Here is a 17,982-nt window from a genome sequence, read left to right as displayed (position 1 = left end):
GGCAAAGCTTGATGCTAAATCGAGCCTTGTTTTGCACACCCCGTGCAGCAGTACCATTCCGGAATGACCCAGCACCACGTTGGCCGGTTGGAGGTGATCACCGGCCCTATGTTCTCCGGCAAGAGCGAGGAACTGATCCGCCGTTTGAAGCGCGCCAAGATTGCGAAACAGCGCGTCGCCTGTTTCAAACCTGATATTGATCTGCGATATCACCGTACGGCGATTGCATCACACTCCGAGCAGACGCATGACGCCGCGGTCGTTACGCCGACCTCAGAGCGTCTGAAGGCGACGCTCTTCGAGAACGATCACATTCACGAGGTGGATGTCATCGGCATCGATGAGGTGCAGTTCTTCGATGAGGATGTGATTCCTTTGGTGATGGAGCTGGTGCATCTGGGCAAGCGGGTGATTCTGGGCGGTCTGGATACGACCTTTGCGAATGAGCCTTTTGGTCCGGTGCCGAACCTGATGGCGCTTGCAGATGAGGTGACGAAGCTGTCGGCGGTATGCATGGTGTGCGGAAATCCGGCGATCCATACCCAGCGGCTGGGGCAAAGCCAGGAGCTTGTCGTCGTTGGAGCCGCCGGGATGTATGAGGCTCGCTGCCGTGAGCACTTCCAGCCCTTTATCGATGAGAACCAGAGTGAGCAGATGGAGCTTCCGGCGGTTGCCCGGTAGCCCATTTTCCCTGTAGGGTCGCGTGGGGCCTCTGCTTCTATGGGCGTTTTCCGTAATGAAAACGCCGCTACACTCCTCTTCCGGGATACCCAGCAACAGGGAAGATGGTCTAGGCCACGTTTTGCATCGTGACGCATCCTATACGTATCCTGCTGGATACAAGGAGATTCACTATGCGTCTTGCATCCGTTGCTGCGGCCGCCCTTCTGGTTGCCGTTCCCGTTTTCGCTGCCGCACCCCAGCCCGTCAAGGTCATGTTGAAGGACGCGAACGGCAAGGACGCCGGTTACGTCACCTTCTCGCCCGCGAAGAGTGGTGTGAAGGTTATGGTCATGCTTGAGAATCTGCCCGCCGGAGAGCATGCCGTGCATGTGCACGCCGGATCGACCTGTGAGGCTCCGAGCTTCCAGTCTGCGGGCGGTCACTTCAACCCTGAAAACAAGCATCACGGTTTCAAGAACCCCGAGGGACATCATGATGGCGATTTCCCTGAGTCGGTGACGATGACCGGAAACATGGGTCACAAAACCTTCGATGCGGACTATCTATCGGTGGACCCGGCAGCGCCGAACTCCATCTATGGCCACACGGTAGTCGTTCATGAGAAGGCCGACGATCAGATGACCGACCCGGCTGGAAATGCCGGCAGCAGGCTGGCCTGCGGCGTGATCGAGAAGCCCGCGATGTAAAAGGGCAACGGACTGAAAAGAGCAGGGGCTGGAGACGTTATGTCTCCAGCCCCTTTGCTTTGAATAATCACGGATCTGGGTGCCCCATCCATCGCGACGCGATGGGTGGGATATCGGGGTTCCCGGCGAACTTGCTTCGCAGGGGTGAACTATTCGAGCGGGGCTCGAATTTTTGTCATCCCGATGGGATCAGCTTTTCTGTCTACCCGAGCTTGAAGTCTGAGCAGAAAAGCAGATTTCTCCGCTTCGCTACGAAATGACAAAACAAAATGAGCTCCATGCTATTTCGGTGTCGTTGGGCTCGCAGCCGGTGGTGCAGGCCTCCGCACAGCGCCCTCTGGCAGTGGCTTGCCTTCGGCCAGCAGCTTCATGTTTTCGAGCATCTGGGTAAACCGGGTGCGGCGATTTTCGATGTCCTTCTGCTTTGCGGCGTCGTCCGGTAGTGCGGAGTTGTCGTAGAGCAGGGTGTAGTGCAGGCGGGTGGTAGTGGCGGTGAGAGGCTCGGCTTCCAGGTCGCCGTGGTACATGTTGTAGCTGCTGCCGACCCGTTTGGGCTGAGTGTAGATGTAGCTGTACTTGGTCTTGCCGACCAGCACCTCATTCCCGATGGTGCGGATGGCGCCCAGTTCGCCGTCTTTGCCCGAGGTGATGGTGCAGCCCGGGAAGCCCCATTCGCCGATGTCGCAGTACTTGCCGATGCGAGCCCAGACCTTGTCTGCCGGAGCGTTGACATCGATGCTCATGGGAATGGTGACATAGTGCGGCTCAGCCACCAGCCAGGGTGCGGTGGAGAGAACGGGAGGGGGAGCGGTAGGCTTTTCCAGCTTGCCGCCCTCGGCCAGCGTCTTCATGTTTTTCAGAAAGCCGGTAAAGCGCATCTTTCGGGTGGCAATCTCGGTATTACGAGCTGCGTCATCCGTGAGCATGGAGTTGTCGTAGAGGAAGCTGTATTCCAGCCGGGAGGTCTTTGCGGTCACCGGAACCACCTCCAGCGTGGCGTGGTAGAGGTTGTAGGTCACTCCCTGCCGCGGAGCCTGGGCATAGGTATAGCTGTACCTGGTTTTGCCGACCATCACCTCGTTCTGGATAGACCGTACGGAGCCGATCTCATTTCCTGGCCCCTGGAGGATGGTGCAGGGAAATCCCCACTCCCCGATGTCGCAGTATTTGCCGACCCTGACCCAGACTGTGTCGGCGGGCGCGTTGACGTCCTGGGTCAGGACGAACGAAACGTAGTGCGGGCTGGGACTTTCCAGAGGCGGAGGAGCCGGGCGTGCGGCTGGAGCGGCCGCCGGCGCCTGGGCAACGGCGATGGCCGAGCTGGCCAGCAGAGCACAGGCAGACAGGCAGAGATGGACCTTAAACATGGGTCTCCTTGAAACGGTGGATGAAACGGTGGAAATGAGTGGGTTTGTACTGCAGGAGCATCAGACTCCGGCGAACCGACCACTGTCAACGCGCGTCCCTCTTTTGGGGCAGATTTTCCAGGACACGCCGGGGAACTGCGCAGTTCCGTTTTTCGTATAGAAACACATGGGCGTTTTACACATGGCGATTCCCGCGCACGGCTTGCCGGTCATACCGGTAAAGCGGGCCATGCTGCTGGGTCCGGATCCTCGAAAGGGCCAGGTTCCACCCTCCGCGCCTGTGCCGCAAGTTACACTCGATCAGACAGATAAGCAGGTTGAGGAACGTACTGTGGAGCGCACGCCCGAGCAGGAGGCGATGGAGAAGCTGGTTCGTCAGTGCATGGCGGGGGATTCCCATGCCTGGCAGCAGTTGGTTGCCTCACAGCACCGGCGGATTTACGCCATCTGTTATCGCTTTACGGGTTCGGCCACGGATGCCGAGGACCTGACGCAGGACGTTTTCCTGAAGTTGTACCGGAACCTGGACAGCTTCGATGCCTTCAAGGGCAGCTTCCAGACCTGGATTACGACGCTGGCGCGCAATCTACTGGTGGATCACTTCCGCCGTACGCGCATGGATCGGGTCTCGGATTCGATGGACGCGAGTTTTGACGGGGAAGACGATGGACCGACCTTCGCGGATCGGCTGGCCGATACCCGCAAGGGCCAGCATGAGCATGTCGCCGGTCTGGAGCTGAAGACCCGTATCCAGACGGCGCTGAAACAGCTCTCGCCAGAGTTGCGTGAAGCAGTTATTCTGCGCGATTTGGAAGACATGGATTACAAAGAGATTGCGGCGGTACTCAAGGTGCCTGAGGGCACCGTCAAGAGCCGCATCAACCGCGGACGCGGTGAGTTGGCAAGAATTCTTGGAAAGACCGAAAGGCAGGTGGTGTAAGTGGCGGAGATGAACCAATTCGGAGCGCAGAACCCGGGCAGCCGTGCCGGAGGGATGGGGTGCGCCGAGTGTGAGGCTATGCTGACGGACGCGATCGACGGCCTGCTTACACCGGAGCAGCGGGCTCGTTTCGATCTTCATCTGCTGGGTTGCGAAGACTGTGCGATGGCGTACGAAGACGCCCAGCGAGGTGCAGCCTGGCTGGAGATGCTCAAAAGCGATCGTCCGCAGCCAACGGCGGACCTGATGGCCCGCATTCTGTCTCAGACCTCTGGCGCGCACCTGGCTCAACCAGCCTATGTGGCAGCGGTGGAACCAGTGATGGCGCCGCCGATCGCGGCGCGGTGGTCGACTCGCGTACTCGCCTGGTTCAACCTGAAGAACCTTGGGCAATCGCTGCTGCAGCCGCGCCTGGCAATGACTGCGGCGATGGCGTTCTTTTCAATTGCCCTCACGATGAACCTGGTCGGTATCCGCATCACCGACATCAAGGCAAGCGATCTGAAGCCCAGCAACCTGAAGCGGACCCTCTACCAGACCAATGCGCGCGTGGTGCGTTATTACGACAACCTGCGGGTGGTCTATGAGCTGGAGTCGCGCCTGGGTGAGTTGCGGCGTAGCGACGATACACCGGCGGGCAACAACAATAACCAGAAGCAGAACAATGCCCAGCCAAAGAATCAACAACAGAATCAGCAACAGAATCAGCAGCAAAAGAACGAAGAGAAGCGGCCGCGCAACGGATCGAGCCGGAAGGAAAACATTCGTCCGAGCTATGTGCTGACGGCCCAGGTAGAACTCAACTTGGTCGATTCAAATCAGATCGATCCGAAAGTTTTGCAGTACAACTCCCATGGTGTAGTAGCCAACGCCGTCCGCGCGGGCGGTAAAACGGAAAGAGGCACGGTATGATGTGCGCCAACCATAACGATCGCGAAAATGTGGCGTTTTGCCAGAACTGCGGCAAACCGCTCTGCCAGGAGTGCACACGTACCGTCGGCTCGGCTGTCTTTTGTGAGCCCTGCCTGGCGGCCAAGCTGAGCGGCGCTGTCCCGCCGCCCCCTGTGGGTACGGGCTGGCAGCCAGTCTCAGGCGGTACGGCCTACACTGCCGTCCCGCCGGTTTCCAGCGGGCCGAATCCCGGTCTTGCGGGTCTGCTGGGTGTGATTCCAGGCGTTGGCGCCATGTACAACGGTCAGTTTGCCAAGGGCATCGTTCACCTCGCCATCTTTGCCGTTCTCGCTTCGATGAGTGACCACGTCAGCGGTTTCTTCGTGATCTTCGTCGCGGGTTGGATCTTCTACATGGTCTTCGATGCCTACCAGACAGCGAAGGCGCGCCGCGAGGGCACACCGCTGCCGGATCCCTTCGGTTTGAACGACGTGGGCGAGAAGTTCGGTTTTGGAAAGGCCTGGCCCGCGAACAATGCCACCGGCCCTGTCGGCCCGGTGCCTCCACCGCCTTCCGCCGAACCTGTCGCCCCGCCGCCACCTTCCGGTTGGAGCAGCTCTCCTTACACGCCGCCGGCAGCGAACTACAGCGTTCCGCCGATGCCCCCGGTGCCTCCCGTCACTCCCGCGTATGACCCGAACTGGCAGCCTGCCCCGGTCAACCGTTTCCCCACAGGAGCGATCTGGCTGATCGGTCTGGGAGTGATCTTCCTGATCGGCAGCTCCGGGATTTTGGGCGAGATGAGCATGAACTATCTCTGGCCGTTCCTGATCATCGGGTTCGGTGTCTGGATCTTTCTCCGCAAGATGACGGAGAGCGGCCTGACGCTGGGTGACGACGGCAGTCTGGGATATCGCCTGCGGGTGTTGCGTGCGCTCCGCGGCTCAGTATGGATCATTCTGGTGGGCGTGCTCTTCTTCCTGAATCAGGTGCACGTGCTGACGTGGGGACATAGCTGGCCGATTTTCCTGATCGTTGTCGGTCTACTGGCGATTGCCGAACGGGCCGCCTACTCTGACGCTGCGGCAGCGCAGTACTACACGCAGCCTGCTGCCCCAGGTACAGGCGCCGCGGCTCCGGCCGGGACTTCAACCGTGCCTTCTTCGGGTACCGACCCTGTGGATCATGAAGGAGAGGCCAGGTAAGAGCAATGGCTACGATTCCTCCAATCGATCCTCGTTTTCAACGTGAACAGTGGCGTCAGCAGCAGCGTATTGCCCGCGATCAGGCCAGGGCGCAGCGGGATGCATGGCGAGCCCAGGCCCGATTGCAGCGTGAACAGATGCGCTGGCAGATGCGGCAGTATCGCCGAGGCTCCATCGTCGGACCTCTGCTCCTGGTGGCCATCGGGATTGTCTTTCTGCTGATCCAGACGGGACGCATGGCAGCGAACCAGTTCTGGAACTGGTACGGACACTTCTGGCCGCTGGTGCTGATTGCCATCGGCGTGCTGATGCTGGCCGAGTGGGCTGTGGATCGCTATTTACGGGCCGGCGATGCTCCGCCGGTGCGGCGGAGTGTCGGCGGCGTGGTCTTCCTGGTGATGCTGCTGGCGTTCGTCAGCTTTGCCTATACGGATGCCCGGCGCGTCAACGGGTGGTTTGCCCGTAGCTTCCATGTCAGCGGTGATAACTGGGACGAGTTTGCAGGCGACAAGCATGAGAGCGATCTGACGCCGGTTGAACAGACTTTTCCTGAGGGTGGAACGCTGACCGTGGACAATCCGCGGGGTGACCTGACGATTTCCGGTACCAGCGACGACGGCAAGCTGCACATCACCGGTCACAAAGAGGTTTACTCCGACAGCGACTCTGAGGCGGAGCGTAAGGCAAAGGCGATCGATCCTAACATTTCCGCCATGGGCAACAGCGTGGTGGTAAATATCGCGGCAGAAAAGGGATGCAAGCTCGACCTCGAAATTACGGTTCCAGCCACTGCCATGGTTACGGCAACTGCGAATCATGGGGAGCTGCATGTCCGCAATCTCAAGGCTCCGGTGAATCTGACGGCCAATCATGGGAACGTCGATATCTCAGCTATCACCGGAACCTCGAACGTGCATATCAACAACAATGATTCGTCGCTGAATGCACACTCTCTGACGGGTTCGCTCAATATCGAAGGCAAGATCGACGAGCTCAGCATCTCCGATGTAAATGGGCCGGTGCAGATGAATGGAGACTTCTTCGGCGCGGGGCGGATTGAGCGCGTCCAGGGACCATTTCAGCTACGCACCAGCCGTACCGAGTTCCGCTTTGTCCGCCTGGACGGTCACGTTGATATCGACCCGGATCACGATATGACGGTAGAGGATGTGCTCGGTCCCGTAGTTCTGAATACACGCAGCCGTGACATCGTCATGAACCGCGTTGCCGGAGATGTGACGGTGACGAATAAGAATGGCACGGTAGAGATCGGTATTGCGCAGCCTGTCGGCAATGTTACGGTGACCAATCGCAGTGGCGATGTGAAACTGACGGTGCCTGAGAAGGCCGGTTATACCATCTCCGCGGAGACGAAAAACGGATCGACCGATACTGACCTTCCGTTAGACCGGAACTCGAGCGGCGATCGCCATATGCTCTCAGGCTCCATCAATGGCGGCGGCAAGCAGATCCGCATCCTTAACTCTGAAAGCGACATCTCGATCAATCGCAACACACTGCCGCCGATTCCGGCTACTCTCCCGGCGCCTCCGAAGATCACGATGGCGCCGCCTGCACCTCCGGCTCCGCCGGCGGGGTTGGATATAAGAGACGCGAACGGCACCCGTGTCATCATTAATCAGAACGGTGTCGTTGTGCACGAGGGTAGGAAGACGACCTCAAAGCAGAAGAATAAAGATAAGAACAAAGACACCGACAACGATTTTTAGAGCATTTTCCCTGTTGGTGGGTATCCCGAAAGAGGAGTGCGGCGGCGTTTTCATTACGGAAAACGCCCATAGATGCGGAAGCCCTACACTATACCTACAGGGAAAATACTCTAAGGAAACGAGTCCGGGTCGATGCGATTCGAATCAGTCGTCTGCCGTAGTTTTCTTGGGGCTGTGATCCTTGCAGGCCCTTTGGCATCTCCGGCGCAGAGCGCCATCCATCGCCTGGACGGTACGACGCTCACGACAGCGCAGGCGGAGACGATCGTGCGCGAGACCCTCGCCACGAGTCATATTCCAGGAGCGCAGATTGCAGTCCTGAATCACGGCAGGCCCGTATGGGTGCAGAGTTTCGGCCTGCGGAATGTGGCACAGAAACAGGCGATGGACAACGATACGGTGATGTGGGCAGCCTCCATTACCAAGAGTGTCTTTGCCACTTTTGTCATGCAGCTTGTGCAGGCCCATGAGATCGACCTGGATACACCGATCGCGACCTATCTTCCGAAGCCGCTGCCGGAGTATGAGAAGTACAAAGATCTTGCGGACGATCCCCGCTGGCAAAAGATCACACCCCGGCATCTTCTATCGCATACGGCGGGGTTTGCTAACTTTACAGCGCTGGAGCCTGACCATAAGCTGCATATCCATTACAACCCTGGGACTCGCTTTGCCTACTCCGGCGAGGGGTTGAATCTTTTGCAGTTCACGATCGAGCAGAAGACAGGCCGCAGTCTTAGGGAAATGATGGAGGAGCGCCTGTTTATACCGCTCGGCATGACCCGCACCGGCATGAGCTGGAAAGATAGCTTTGCTCCGGATGCTGCTGATGGATACACTCCTGACGGCAAGCTCATTACACATACGCATCGCAACAATCCGCGTGCCGCGGGATCGATGGACACCGACATCAATGACCTGGTGAAGTTCACTCAGGCGCTGCTGGCAGGCAAGCTCCTCAGTGGACCGATCCAGGCACAGATGCTTTCACCACAGGTCCAAATTCATACGGCACATCAGTTCCCCACGCTAGCGGAGGATACTTCGGAGGAGCCTGTGCAGGTAGGTCTGGCGTACGGGTTGGGATGGGGCCTGTTGACGAATACAAAGTATGGCCGGGCGTTCTTCAAAGAGGGCCATGGAGATGGCGCACAGAACTACATGATCTGCTTCGAGAAGACGGAAGACTGCATGATCATGCTGACCAACAGTGAAAACGGAGAGTTTGCTTTCAAGCCATTGCTGGAGAAGCTGCTGGGCGATACGGTGACGCCGTGGGAGTGGGAAGGCTATACGCCGGAGCGGATCCGCATGCAGCAGATGAACGAGCATCCCGAGCTTGCCCCACCGCCTCCACCGAAGCCGCAGAAGAAGAGCTGGGTGCGTAAGGAAGCGGATAAGCTGAAAAAGCACATGCAATAGGGGGAAAGGATGATGTGAATCGTTATCCGACCTGCCCAATATCCAGCCGTGTAATTTTACCGTCGCGATTCAGCACGAACCTGAAATATGTCCGGAACTCTCCCCAGGTATCGGAGTGGAACTTTCCTTCGATCAGAAGACCGTTATCGCTGACATGATCGATTGAGAGAAATCTTTCGTGTCCCATGGCATCGTTGGAAAACTGCGTAAGGTTCCGCGGCTGGCCGTCGTCGAAAAACTGCGCATCGGGAGCAAAGAGCGATTGCCACGTTTGCGTATCGCCCTTTTGAAGGGCATCGATCGCTAAACGGACGACAGGGTTGGTGATAACTGTGGTGTTCATCTTTTTGCTCCTGGAGCATTTCCCTGCAGGTGTAGTGTAGGGCTTCCACATCTATGGGCGTTTTCCGCAATGAAACGCCGCTGCACGCCCTTCCGGGATACCCAGCAACAGGGAAAATGCTCTAGTCCAGGTCGGGTTGCGTTTCCATGCCGGCGAGCATCTCCCGTTTCTCTCGGATTGCCGAGGTTAGCGCTTCTTTTTCGTCGCGATAGCGTCCTTCGGTGGATGCGGCCTTGAATCCCTTCAGGCCGATATTCTGCATCAGCTCGGCCTCAAGACGTTCGACTTCACGATATCGCTCTTCGTCCTGAGCGATCTCCGACTTCAACTGTTGCATGCGCTGTAGGTCTTTCATAGAACAATCACCCTTCTGATTTGAATATGGTCTGATCTCCGGAATGCTTTTAGGAGAGGACGTGCCGGAGGAAGTCTGAAGCCTGGGCTATAGCTGCTCGAGCAGGGGGCGCATTGGCGATGCCATTAAGCATGACAAAATCATGGATAGCGCCGTTGTATCGCGTTGTCACGGTTTCTACGCCTGCCTCAATCAATCTGCGTCCATAGGCTTCCCCTTCATCACGAAGGACATCGTTTTCTGCGGTAATGATCAAGATCTGGGGTAGGCCTGTGAGCACGCTCAATGGAGCCTGCAGTGGGGCGGCATGCGAGTCCTTCCGTTGCATACGATCGGGAAGGTACTGGTCCCAGAACCACTGCATTGCACGACGGGTAAGCCATGGCCCGTCCGCGAATTGCTGATAGGAGGGTGTTTCAAAATCAGCGTTCGTCACCGGATAGAAGAGAAGCTGTCCTGCAATATGCGGGCCAGATCGCTCTTTTGCGAGCATTGATACAACGGCGGCTATATTCCCGCCCGCACTATCGCCGGCGACAGCGAGATGTGCCGGATCGACGCCGAACTCTCCAGCGTATTTGGCAACATAGAGTATGGCTGCATACGCCTGTTCGATGGCCACCGGATATTTTGCTTCGGGAGAGCGGCTGTAATCGACGAAGACCAATGTTGCACCAGTGGCTGCGGTCAGCTCTCGTAGAAGGCGGTCATGTGTCGTGGTATCGCCCATCACCCAACCACCGCCGTGAAAGTACACGACGACGGGAGTGATTCCCTTCGCATTGATGGGACGAAAAATCCGGAGATGCACCGGACCTGGCTCCCAATTCATCTGCAAGTCTTTGATTTCAACTTCGGGTTTATCGACGGGCAGAGATTGTGCCTGAAGTAGTGTATTGCGTGCCTCCTCCGGAGTAAGTTCGTAGATCGGCGGGGCGTCGTGATGTGAGAGTTCGTCGATAAATTTCTGAATCGTATTGTCCAGAACCGGGGCTTGTCTGACCATGGTCTCTCTCCTGCCATCAGCTCAGCTTGTTGAAGAGTTTCAGGCGTGATGCAGCGACCTGCTGGATGGCATCGATCACGGCCGGAAGAATTTTGTACGGAACGACCTCCTGAGGCTGCTTTGCAAGGCTCGCATTGAGCCCCTGTCGCCAGGCGATGCGTAGTTCGGTGTTGATGTGGACGATGTTGATTCCAGCGTCAATGGCCTCGCGCATGTCGTCATCATCGGTTCCGGATGCGCCATGCAAGGTGAGCAGAGCTCCGGTGGCGCTCTTGATCTGTGCGATGCGAGCAAGGTCCAGGCGCTTTTTGGTTTTGCCCTGCACCATGCTCTGGACCATGCCATGCATGTTGCCTACGGCCGGTGACAGGATATCGATGTTGCTTGCGGCGAGGTATCGTTTCGCCTCCTCCGGATCCGTAAGGCCTTTCGAGAGATCAGGGACTTCATCATGAATCTCAGACCCAGTGCCGATATCACCGATCTCCCCTTCGATCAGGATGGATGGATTGATCGCCTTTAGCTTCTCGACAGCATCTCTGGTCTGCCCCGCATTCTCGTCGATGGGCAATGCGGAGAGATCGAAGACGATGGCGTCATACCCGGCTTTTGCAGCTTCGATTGCACTCGCAAGGGTATGGGTATGATCGGCGTTCAGGAAGATGGGAAAATCAAACTCTTCGCGCAGGCTGCGGACCAGGGCTGCAAGTTGGCGAGCGCCGAGGAATTTTCGCTCGCCTTCGGAGGCTCCAACGATGACGGGAACCTTCAATTCGTAAGCGGCGGCGAAGACCGCCTTCAAGAGAGAGAAGTCGGCAACATTGAAGTGGCCGACGGCCACCTTGTTCTTCTGCGCCTGTTCGAGGACATCTCGTAAGCCGAGCATGAATAACCTCCATTGGAGTTGATGTAATTCTGTCGAAAGTTTATGAAGCTGCAACCTCATGGTCTGCGTGATGGAATTTTCCCGGCACGGAGTAGGTTGTATCCATAACCCGTCCTGTCTCCAGTAGTTCTTTCAAGCGGCGAAGGTTCGCGCTTACTTCGGAGCTAGGCCGTTTTCCGATAAGGGCAAGCGCGGCTTGCCCTATTTTGCCGAAAGGGGCCTTCATCACCTCGCGTACTTCGGTCGTTGCAGCGTCATCCGAAGCCGGTGCGAAGTGAACGTCCCAGGATGTTCTGATTTCGGGAAGCGTGACGGTTTCGTAGCGGATGAGCTCGTCGGGCCGTTCTTCGGTTACTTCGACGGTCCAGTGGGTTCGGATACCGAAGGGTCCTTCGATTGTCCAGCGCGATGTTCTGATGCCGATGAGCTCAACAGCCATGACGTCGCCGAGAAAACGAGGAAGATTTCTGAAATCCCGATAGAAGCGAAAGACGTCGTCCACGGGACGGAGTATGGTGATGGAGGCTTCGATCTGATACTTCTCGGATGTCGGCGCTGCAGCCATTTGGACTATCCCTTCCCTGCAACTGCATCGGCAAGACGTTCAAACTCTGCCGGTGGCAGTGCTCCTGAAATCAACTGATGCCCGATCAGCCATGCCGGAGTTCCCCGGACGCCATATTCCCGGCCCAGCATCTCGGATTCGGTTACAGCCCAAAGCGCGCTGCCATCGGAGAGGGCCGTGTTGAGCCTTTCTAGGTCAATGCCAAGCGCGGCTGCATATCGCTCAATAACCATGGGATCTCCGAGATTCTCATTGTGCACAAAATGTGCAGCGAAGAGATCCTTATGGAACTGAGGAAACTTCTCCGGTTGATGTCTTCGTACCCATTCGGCGGCGGCGAGAGCCCGGCGTGTATCGGGAAGTCGCGCCGGCCAGTGCAATGGAAGACCTGCTGCCTTTGCCTCGTGCTCCAGGTGGCTGTACATAGGGCCGATTCGTGGGCCGGCAGGCGTGCCCTCCGGAGGAATCTCCGGGTGAGCCTGGAAGGGTAGCTCCATGACCTGCAATCCATGTTCAACGAGAATCCCGGTACGATGCTGCCCGATGTAACAAAACGGGCAAAGGAGGTCATACCAGTGCAATACGGTTTCAGGGTTCTTCAATCTGTCCTCGATATCCCGCAGGAATGGGCTTGAGGTTTCGCCTGTGCGCTGATTGATAGCATTCATGGGGTCTTCCTTTCAGACATCCGTTCCTTCGCCCGAGCATTTCTTTAGGTATGGATGCCGCTCGCACCGGATAGATTTCAGCCGATTTCCCCAAGCGATGTTTCTTCTTGATACTGGCTTCTAAATTCTGAGATACGCGACAAAATTTCTGGTTGACACATCTCTTTTTGAGAAGAGGGAGCTTGGTGCAGCTTGCCCGATTCCCGTCCACCTGTTTTCATATCAGTCACACCGCTTCATTTGGCTTTGCAGGAGATTCCCTTGATGCACTCGTGTGCCATGCGCCGCGCTTCTACCGCTGCCGTACTTCTCGTTTCCGCCGCAATGATCGCCGCTCAGCCTCCCGAGGGACAGGGCCGCCGTCCACAGATTCCGGATACCGGCGGCCGCTCGGCGACTTACGACCCGCTAAAGACCTTTGCGCCGTATACCATGCCGCAATCGACTTCGGTCTATCGTGGCGGGGATGGCGCACCCACCTCGGCTTATTGGCAGAACTCGGCTGATTACGAGATGCATGCCACGATCGATCCGGGAACCAAGACGCTCTCGAATATCGAAACCATCACCTACACGAACAACAGCCCGGGACCGCTCAACAGCCTCTGGCTCCAGGTGGAGCAGAACACGTATCGTGCCGATGCACGTTCGCGTGCCTTCTCCGGTGGCAGCCGTCAGCGGCCGGAGACTATCAACACCGAAGGAACGGTGTTCGAGTCGATGGAGCTGCTCTCCACGGCGAAAGGCGCAAAGCCGGTGAAGGCCGAGTACGTGATCAGCGATACGCGGGCTCGGATCGACCTGCCTACGCCGCTGCCGCACGCGGGCAGCATCAAGATCCTGATCAAGTATCACTACACGGTGCCGGGTATCTGGGGTGGACGTACCTCGGTCGACGACGTGAAGGACGGGCCGATCTACGATATCGCTCAGTGGTATCCGCGGATGGCCGTCTATGACGACATTCATGGCTGGGACACACAGCCCTTCCTGGGTAATGAGTTCTATACGGAGTTCGGCAACTACGATTTTTATGTGACTGTGCCTTCGAACTATCTGGTCGCCGGTACCGGATATCTGGTGAACGGTGCAGAGGTGCTCACCAAGACGCAACAAGACCGTCTGAAGCAGGCCGCGACGAGCGACAAGACAATTTTCATTCGTACCCAGGATGAGGTGCACGACCCGGCGAGCCGTCCGAAGAAAGATGGCACGCTGACCTGGCACTACCATATGGATCACACGCGCGATGCTGTCTTCTCCGCATCGCCGTCATTCATTTGGGATGCCGCAAAGATCAATCTTCCTGGTGGAAAGACCTCGCTCGCTGAGAGCTTCTATCCGGCGGAGGCCGCGGGTGACGACGGTTGGGGACGCTGCACGGAGTATCTGAAGGATGCCGTCGAGCACTTCTCGCAGGACTGGTACGTCTATCCCTATCCCGCAGGCATCAATGTGGCGGGCTTCTCTTCGGGCATGGAGTATCCGGGGCTGGTCTTTGACGGTATCCGCTCGAAGGGCAAGGGCCTCTTCGTCGTTACGGCGCACGAGATCGGCCATACCTGGTTCCCGATGGTGGTGCAGTCCAACGAACGCCGCGATGCCTGGATGGATGAGGGTTTCAACACCTTCATCGATATCTATGAGTCTGATCAGTTCAATCATGGTGTCTGGGGGCCGAAGCGCGATGGTGAGTATGCTCCGGGCGGCGGCTATCCGGCGGATGAGATCGCGAAGGTGATCGCCGATCCGGAGGCTCCGCCAATCCTGATGCGTTCTGACGCCATCCGCGAGAAGTACCGCCATCCCATCACCTACTTCAAATCGGCAGAAGGGCTTTATCTGCTGCGTGAGGAAATCCTGGGCCACGAGGTTTTCGACCGGGCATTCCGCAAGTACATCAACGACTGGGCATTCAAGCATCCCACTCCCTCAGACTTCTTCCGTGAGATGGAGAGCGAAGGCGGAGAAGACCTGAGCTACTTCTGGCGTGGATGGTATGAGAACAACTGGACGATGGATATGGCCGCGAAGGATCTGAAATACAACGATCCGGCAGATCCGTCCAAGGGGGCACACGTCACTATCGAGCAGAACGGCCAGCTTGTTCTGCCGGCGTGGGTGCAGGTGAAGTATGAGGATGGTACGGATCTGAAGATCAAGCTGCCGGCGGAGACCTGGATGCAAAAGGCGATGTACAACATGCCTCTGCCGACGACGAAGAAGATCGCCGAGGTCACCATCGATCCGGAGCATCGGATTCCTGATGGAAACCGGGCGAATAATACGGCGAAGCCGTAGTCGTTGCTATGTTCTAAGGGCAAAGGCCGCACAGAATGTGCGGCCTTGTGTATTTCGCGCTTCCGCAGTTACCGATCTGTAAGTTTCAGCTCAGGAGTATCGAGATATTCGGCAAAGGTAAGCTCTCGTTGCCCCATTCTTCTCGGCTTTATTGCGAAGGGTGGGGTATCGCGCTTCGCGCGACCGTTTGTTCCTGTGGACAAGAGCAAAGCTTGGGCCAAATCTGCCGATTGATGCTTGGGATAGGACGGCCGGGCCCATGTCCCTAAGGGACATGGGCACCCAGTGCATGAGCTATTTCGAATCCGTCAATATACCTTGTGTATGCGAAGAAGTTATAAACGAAGAATGACAGGATCGGTTGTTGTGGAGACATCACCTTCAGGGCTCGTGTTGAAGCGTCTCCAGCCCTCTTCTGAGCTGGAGTTCACCGATCTGCTCAGTCTCTATGAAGAGGCCTTTCCATGTTCCGAACGTAAGCCGGCGGATGTGCTGCGCCGGATGCTTGCTACGGAACAGTACTACTTCCTTCTTGCTACGAAGGACGAGGTAACAGTCGGTTTCGCGATTGTGTGTGTTCTCAGTGGCGGTACCGCTGCACTGTTGGAGTACATGGCCGTAGCACCGTCACAACGTCGCCGTGGGATCGGCGGTCAGATCGTCCTTGCTGCCGCGCGAGCTGTAGATGCACCTTCGGTAACGCTTCTGCTGGAGGTGGAATCCGACCTTATCGACGATCCGGATCGGCTGCTGCGCACAAGGCGGAAGCAGTTCTACCGCGCACTGGGCGCGCTCGAACTGCGCAACCTTAGCTGGAGTATGCCACCAGTGATAGCGGCGTCACCCCCGGCGATGGAGATGATGGCGTTAAGCGCCATTGTAGATTTTGTCCCGCGGCATCAGGTACGACAGTGGTTGACGGAGATCTATGTGGATGTCTACGGACAGAGTGCGGATGATCCCCGCATCGATCTTATGTTGAGGGCGCTTCCGGAAGAAGTAGAACTCGTTTGATCCCCACCCATCGCGTATCGGGGTGATTGGCGATGGATGGGGCAGCCGGTGTATGGGCGCCCCATTTGCCGACGTAGCTTTGTTTATTTCTTGTTCAGCTCGTTTTCAATGGCGGTGATCACTTCCGGGGCGTCCGGTTTGATCGCCGGTTCGAAACGATTGACCGGTGTTCCGTTGCGTGCGATCAGGAACTTGGTGAAGTTCCACTTGATGTCGCCGCCGACAGCAGGATTTGCGGTCTTGTCCGTCAGGTAGTGATACAGCGGTGTCTGATCGGTGCCGACAACGGAGACCTTCGACATCATCGGGAAGGTGACGTGGTACTTGCGACTGCAGAAGGTCTTGATCTCAGCCTCGGTGCCGGATTCCTGGTTGGCAAAGTTATTGGCCGGGACTCCAACGACGACCAGTCCCTTGTCCTTGTACTTCTCATAGATGGCCTCGAGTGCGGTGTACTGCGGGGTGAAGCCGCACGCACTTGCCACATTCACCACAAGCAGAACCTTACCCTTGTATTTCGCCAGCGAGGTCGGCTCACCATCGATCGTCTTTAGACGATAGTTGTAGACCTGCGTTGCTGTTCCGGCAAATGCCGCAATCGTAAAGCAGAGTAAGGACAGTATCAGTCGTTTCCGCACAGGCTTCTCCATTCCGGTGGCCAAAGGTGGCGTGTGCGGCCATTATAGGGACTGCGCCGCCGAAAGATGTCACTGGCTCGTCCTCTAGCCTTGTTCTTTGCGCAGACGATCCAGCTTTTTCTGAACTGCATCTCCGTTCGCTCCCAGCTTTAAAGCCTGTTCGAAGGCGGCAATTGCGTGTTTACGGTCTTTCTTCTGGAGATAGGCCTCCCCAAGATTGTTGTAGGCGTCCGCTGACTGCGGATTTTCCCGCACGATCTGAAGAAACACGGGTATGGCATGGCTGTATTTGTCCACCTTCAGAAGTTCGTAACCCAACCAGTTCATGTCATAGACCACGTCGCTTGCCTTGCCTTCTGCGCTGTGACGAAAGCTGCTGTAGATCGCCATCATCCGGCTGGGAGTGTCATGGTTGGCCTGCTCCAGCATCTTCAAAACAATGGCCGTGATTCCTGACGGATGTACCTCAGGTGGCTGAAAGATTCCAGGATCGTTGATCGTGTTCGCTTCGATGGAGGTCCAATCCACTCCGTCGATGACGTCGCCTGTGTTGAAGTTCACCTCTTCCTCCCGCGAGAGAAGCCGGACTCCGTTAACCTCAAGGCTTTTTGTATAGACAGCGATGGTGTCGACGGCATCGCCGCGCGCGTGAATCGGAAGCTTGGCTCGCGTAATACGGATCGCATAGGTCTGCGGATCGAAGTAGTAGAGCATGGCCGATCCGCAATCCGGTCTGTCGATCTGAATAGCTTCGACATCGATGCCAAGAACGTGCTGCGTCCCGAGATAAGAGGCATGGAATCCCCGTTCCTTATAGTCGATGAAGAGATAGTCAAAGGCAGCTCCGCAGTGCAGGGCGTGTTCTGCCTTGTTAACGGTGCGTACCAGCCGTTGCTTCGGCCAGTTGAGCTCCCATCCACGCCGGCCATCAAAGCCTTCGACGATTCTGCTCCACTGCCCGTGACACTCAGGGATCTCTGGTCTGCACCCTACCAGGCGCAGCCCGGGACGCATGCGCACCATCACCGAAGTAGATGTTTTGGTATGCACATACTCCTGTTGGTAGCTGCCTTCGTAGTGAAAGCCTCGATAGATCAGGCTGTGAAGGGCGTGAATCTTCTCAATACCGCCCATGGCATCGATCGCTTTCTGGATGACCTCATCGGCCTTGGTCTCCTGCGCCACCAGGGCCGGAGCCGTAAACAGGATTGCTGTCAGCAGCCACAAACGTGCCATAGTTCGTTTCTCCGGTGCCCTTTAGACAAGCGGAGGGTGAGCCGG

18 protein-coding genes are annotated in these 17,982 nt (G+C 57.1%); 9 read left to right on the top strand and 9 right to left on the bottom strand.

The genetic code is table 11. The features are described from left to right. Positions 1-63 precede the first annotated feature (63 nt). Both OHL21_RS22865 and OHL21_RS22860 read left to right on the top strand, forming a co-directional pair. Positions 64-681, top strand: a complete 618-nt coding sequence (locus OHL21_RS22865; RefSeq protein WP_263419619.1) for a thymidine kinase — start codon at positions 64-66, stop codon at positions 679-681. 173 nt (positions 682-854) lie between these two features. Further along, complete coding sequence (locus tag OHL21_RS22860) at positions 855-1,370, top strand: superoxide dismutase family protein (RefSeq protein ID WP_263419618.1); 516 nt, start codon at positions 855-857, stop codon at positions 1,368-1,370. 281 nt (positions 1,371-1,651) lie between these two features. Here OHL21_RS22860 and OHL21_RS22855 read toward each other — a convergent pair whose 3' ends face one another. Then, entirely contained in the window at positions 1,652-2,737 is a 1,086-nt protein-coding gene (locus OHL21_RS22855) for an SRPBCC family protein (protein ID WP_263419617.1), read from the bottom strand. 181 nt (positions 2,738-2,918) lie between these two features. On the opposite strand from OHL21_RS22855, the gene OHL21_RS22850 reads away from it, so the two are divergent. From OHL21_RS22850 to OHL21_RS22830, 5 genes are all read left to right on the top strand, one after another. Continuing rightward, positions 2,919-3,677 (top strand): RNA polymerase sigma factor, encoded by a 759-nt coding sequence (locus OHL21_RS22850; RefSeq protein WP_263419616.1) that lies wholly within the window; start codon positions 2,919-2,921, stop codon positions 3,675-3,677. Between the two features lie 9 nt (positions 3,678-3,686). Continuing rightward, positions 3,687-4,589 (top strand): anti-sigma factor family protein, encoded by a 903-nt coding sequence (locus OHL21_RS22845; protein ID WP_263419615.1) that lies wholly within the window; start codon positions 3,687-3,689, stop codon positions 4,587-4,589. Further along, the gene (locus OHL21_RS22840; protein WP_263419614.1) at positions 4,586-5,773 is read left to right on the top strand and encodes a B-box zinc finger protein; all 1,188 of its coding nucleotides are present in this window, start codon (positions 4,586-4,588) and stop codon (positions 5,771-5,773) included. Before OHL21_RS22845 ends, OHL21_RS22840 begins: the two co-directional genes overlap by 4 nt. Positions 5,774-5,778: 5 nt before the next feature. Beyond that, on the top strand, positions 5,779-7,503 hold the full coding sequence (locus OHL21_RS22835; protein ID WP_263419613.1) for a DUF4097 family beta strand repeat-containing protein: 1,725 nt from the start codon (positions 5,779-5,781) through the stop codon (positions 7,501-7,503). A gap of 132 nt (positions 7,504-7,635) precedes the next feature. After that, positions 7,636-8,925, top strand: coding sequence for a serine hydrolase domain-containing protein (locus OHL21_RS22830; RefSeq protein ID WP_263419612.1), 1,290 nt, complete (start codon positions 7,636-7,638; stop codon positions 8,923-8,925). Between the two features lie 22 nt (positions 8,926-8,947). On the opposite strand, the gene OHL21_RS22825 is transcribed toward OHL21_RS22830, so the two are convergent. From OHL21_RS22825 to OHL21_RS22800, 6 genes are all read right to left on the bottom strand, one after another. Then, entirely contained in the window at positions 8,948-9,268 is a 321-nt protein-coding gene (locus OHL21_RS22825) for a nuclear transport factor 2-like protein (RefSeq protein ID WP_263419611.1), read from the bottom strand. A gap of 121 nt (positions 9,269-9,389) precedes the next feature. Continuing rightward, entirely contained in the window at positions 9,390-9,623 is a 234-nt protein-coding gene (locus OHL21_RS22820) for a hypothetical protein (RefSeq protein ID WP_263419610.1), read from the bottom strand. Positions 9,624-9,672: 49 nt separating this feature from the next. Beyond that, entirely contained in the window at positions 9,673-10,629 is a 957-nt protein-coding gene (locus OHL21_RS22815; protein ID WP_263419609.1) for an alpha/beta hydrolase, read from the bottom strand. 16 nt (positions 10,630-10,645) lie between these two features. After that, positions 10,646-11,515: a class II fructose-bisphosphate aldolase gene (locus OHL21_RS22810; RefSeq protein WP_263419608.1), complete on the bottom strand. Its 870-nt coding sequence runs from the start codon at positions 11,513-11,515 to the stop codon at positions 10,646-10,648. A 40-nt stretch (positions 11,516-11,555) separates the two neighbouring features. Continuing rightward, positions 11,556-12,080: an SRPBCC family protein gene (locus OHL21_RS22805; protein WP_263419607.1), complete on the bottom strand. Its 525-nt coding sequence runs from the start codon at positions 12,078-12,080 to the stop codon at positions 11,556-11,558. A gap of 5 nt (positions 12,081-12,085) precedes the next feature. After that, complete coding sequence (locus OHL21_RS22800) at positions 12,086-12,748, bottom strand: DsbA family oxidoreductase (RefSeq protein ID WP_263419606.1); 663 nt, start codon at positions 12,746-12,748, stop codon at positions 12,086-12,088. Between the two features lie 264 nt (positions 12,749-13,012). Between OHL21_RS22800 and OHL21_RS22795 the strand changes: the two genes are divergently transcribed. Next, positions 13,013-15,049 (top strand): M1 family metallopeptidase, encoded by a 2,037-nt coding sequence (locus OHL21_RS22795; RefSeq protein ID WP_263419605.1) that lies wholly within the window; start codon positions 13,013-13,015, stop codon positions 15,047-15,049. Between the two features lie 348 nt (positions 15,050-15,397). Next, positions 15,398-16,063, top strand: coding sequence for a GNAT family N-acetyltransferase (locus OHL21_RS22790; RefSeq protein ID WP_263419604.1), 666 nt, complete (start codon positions 15,398-15,400; stop codon positions 16,061-16,063). Between the two features lie 83 nt (positions 16,064-16,146). Here the strand turns inward: OHL21_RS22790 and OHL21_RS22785 are convergent, their stop codons facing one another. Then, positions 16,147-16,701, bottom strand: coding sequence for a glutathione peroxidase (locus OHL21_RS22785; RefSeq protein WP_449649509.1), 555 nt, complete (start codon positions 16,699-16,701; stop codon positions 16,147-16,149). Between the two features lie 84 nt (positions 16,702-16,785). Beyond that, the gene (locus OHL21_RS22780; protein ID WP_263419603.1) at positions 16,786-17,937 is read right to left on the bottom strand and encodes a tetratricopeptide repeat protein; all 1,152 of its coding nucleotides are present in this window, start codon (positions 17,935-17,937) and stop codon (positions 16,786-16,788) included. Positions 17,938-17,982 lie beyond the last annotated feature (45 nt).

Source organism: Terriglobus albidus, from assembly GCF_025685425.1.
Classification (GTDB): domain Bacteria; phylum Acidobacteriota; class Terriglobia; order Terriglobales; family Acidobacteriaceae; genus Terriglobus; species Terriglobus albidus.
Note: the sequence above shows the minus strand (reverse complement) of the source record. Positions and strands in the feature narration are given on the sequence as shown.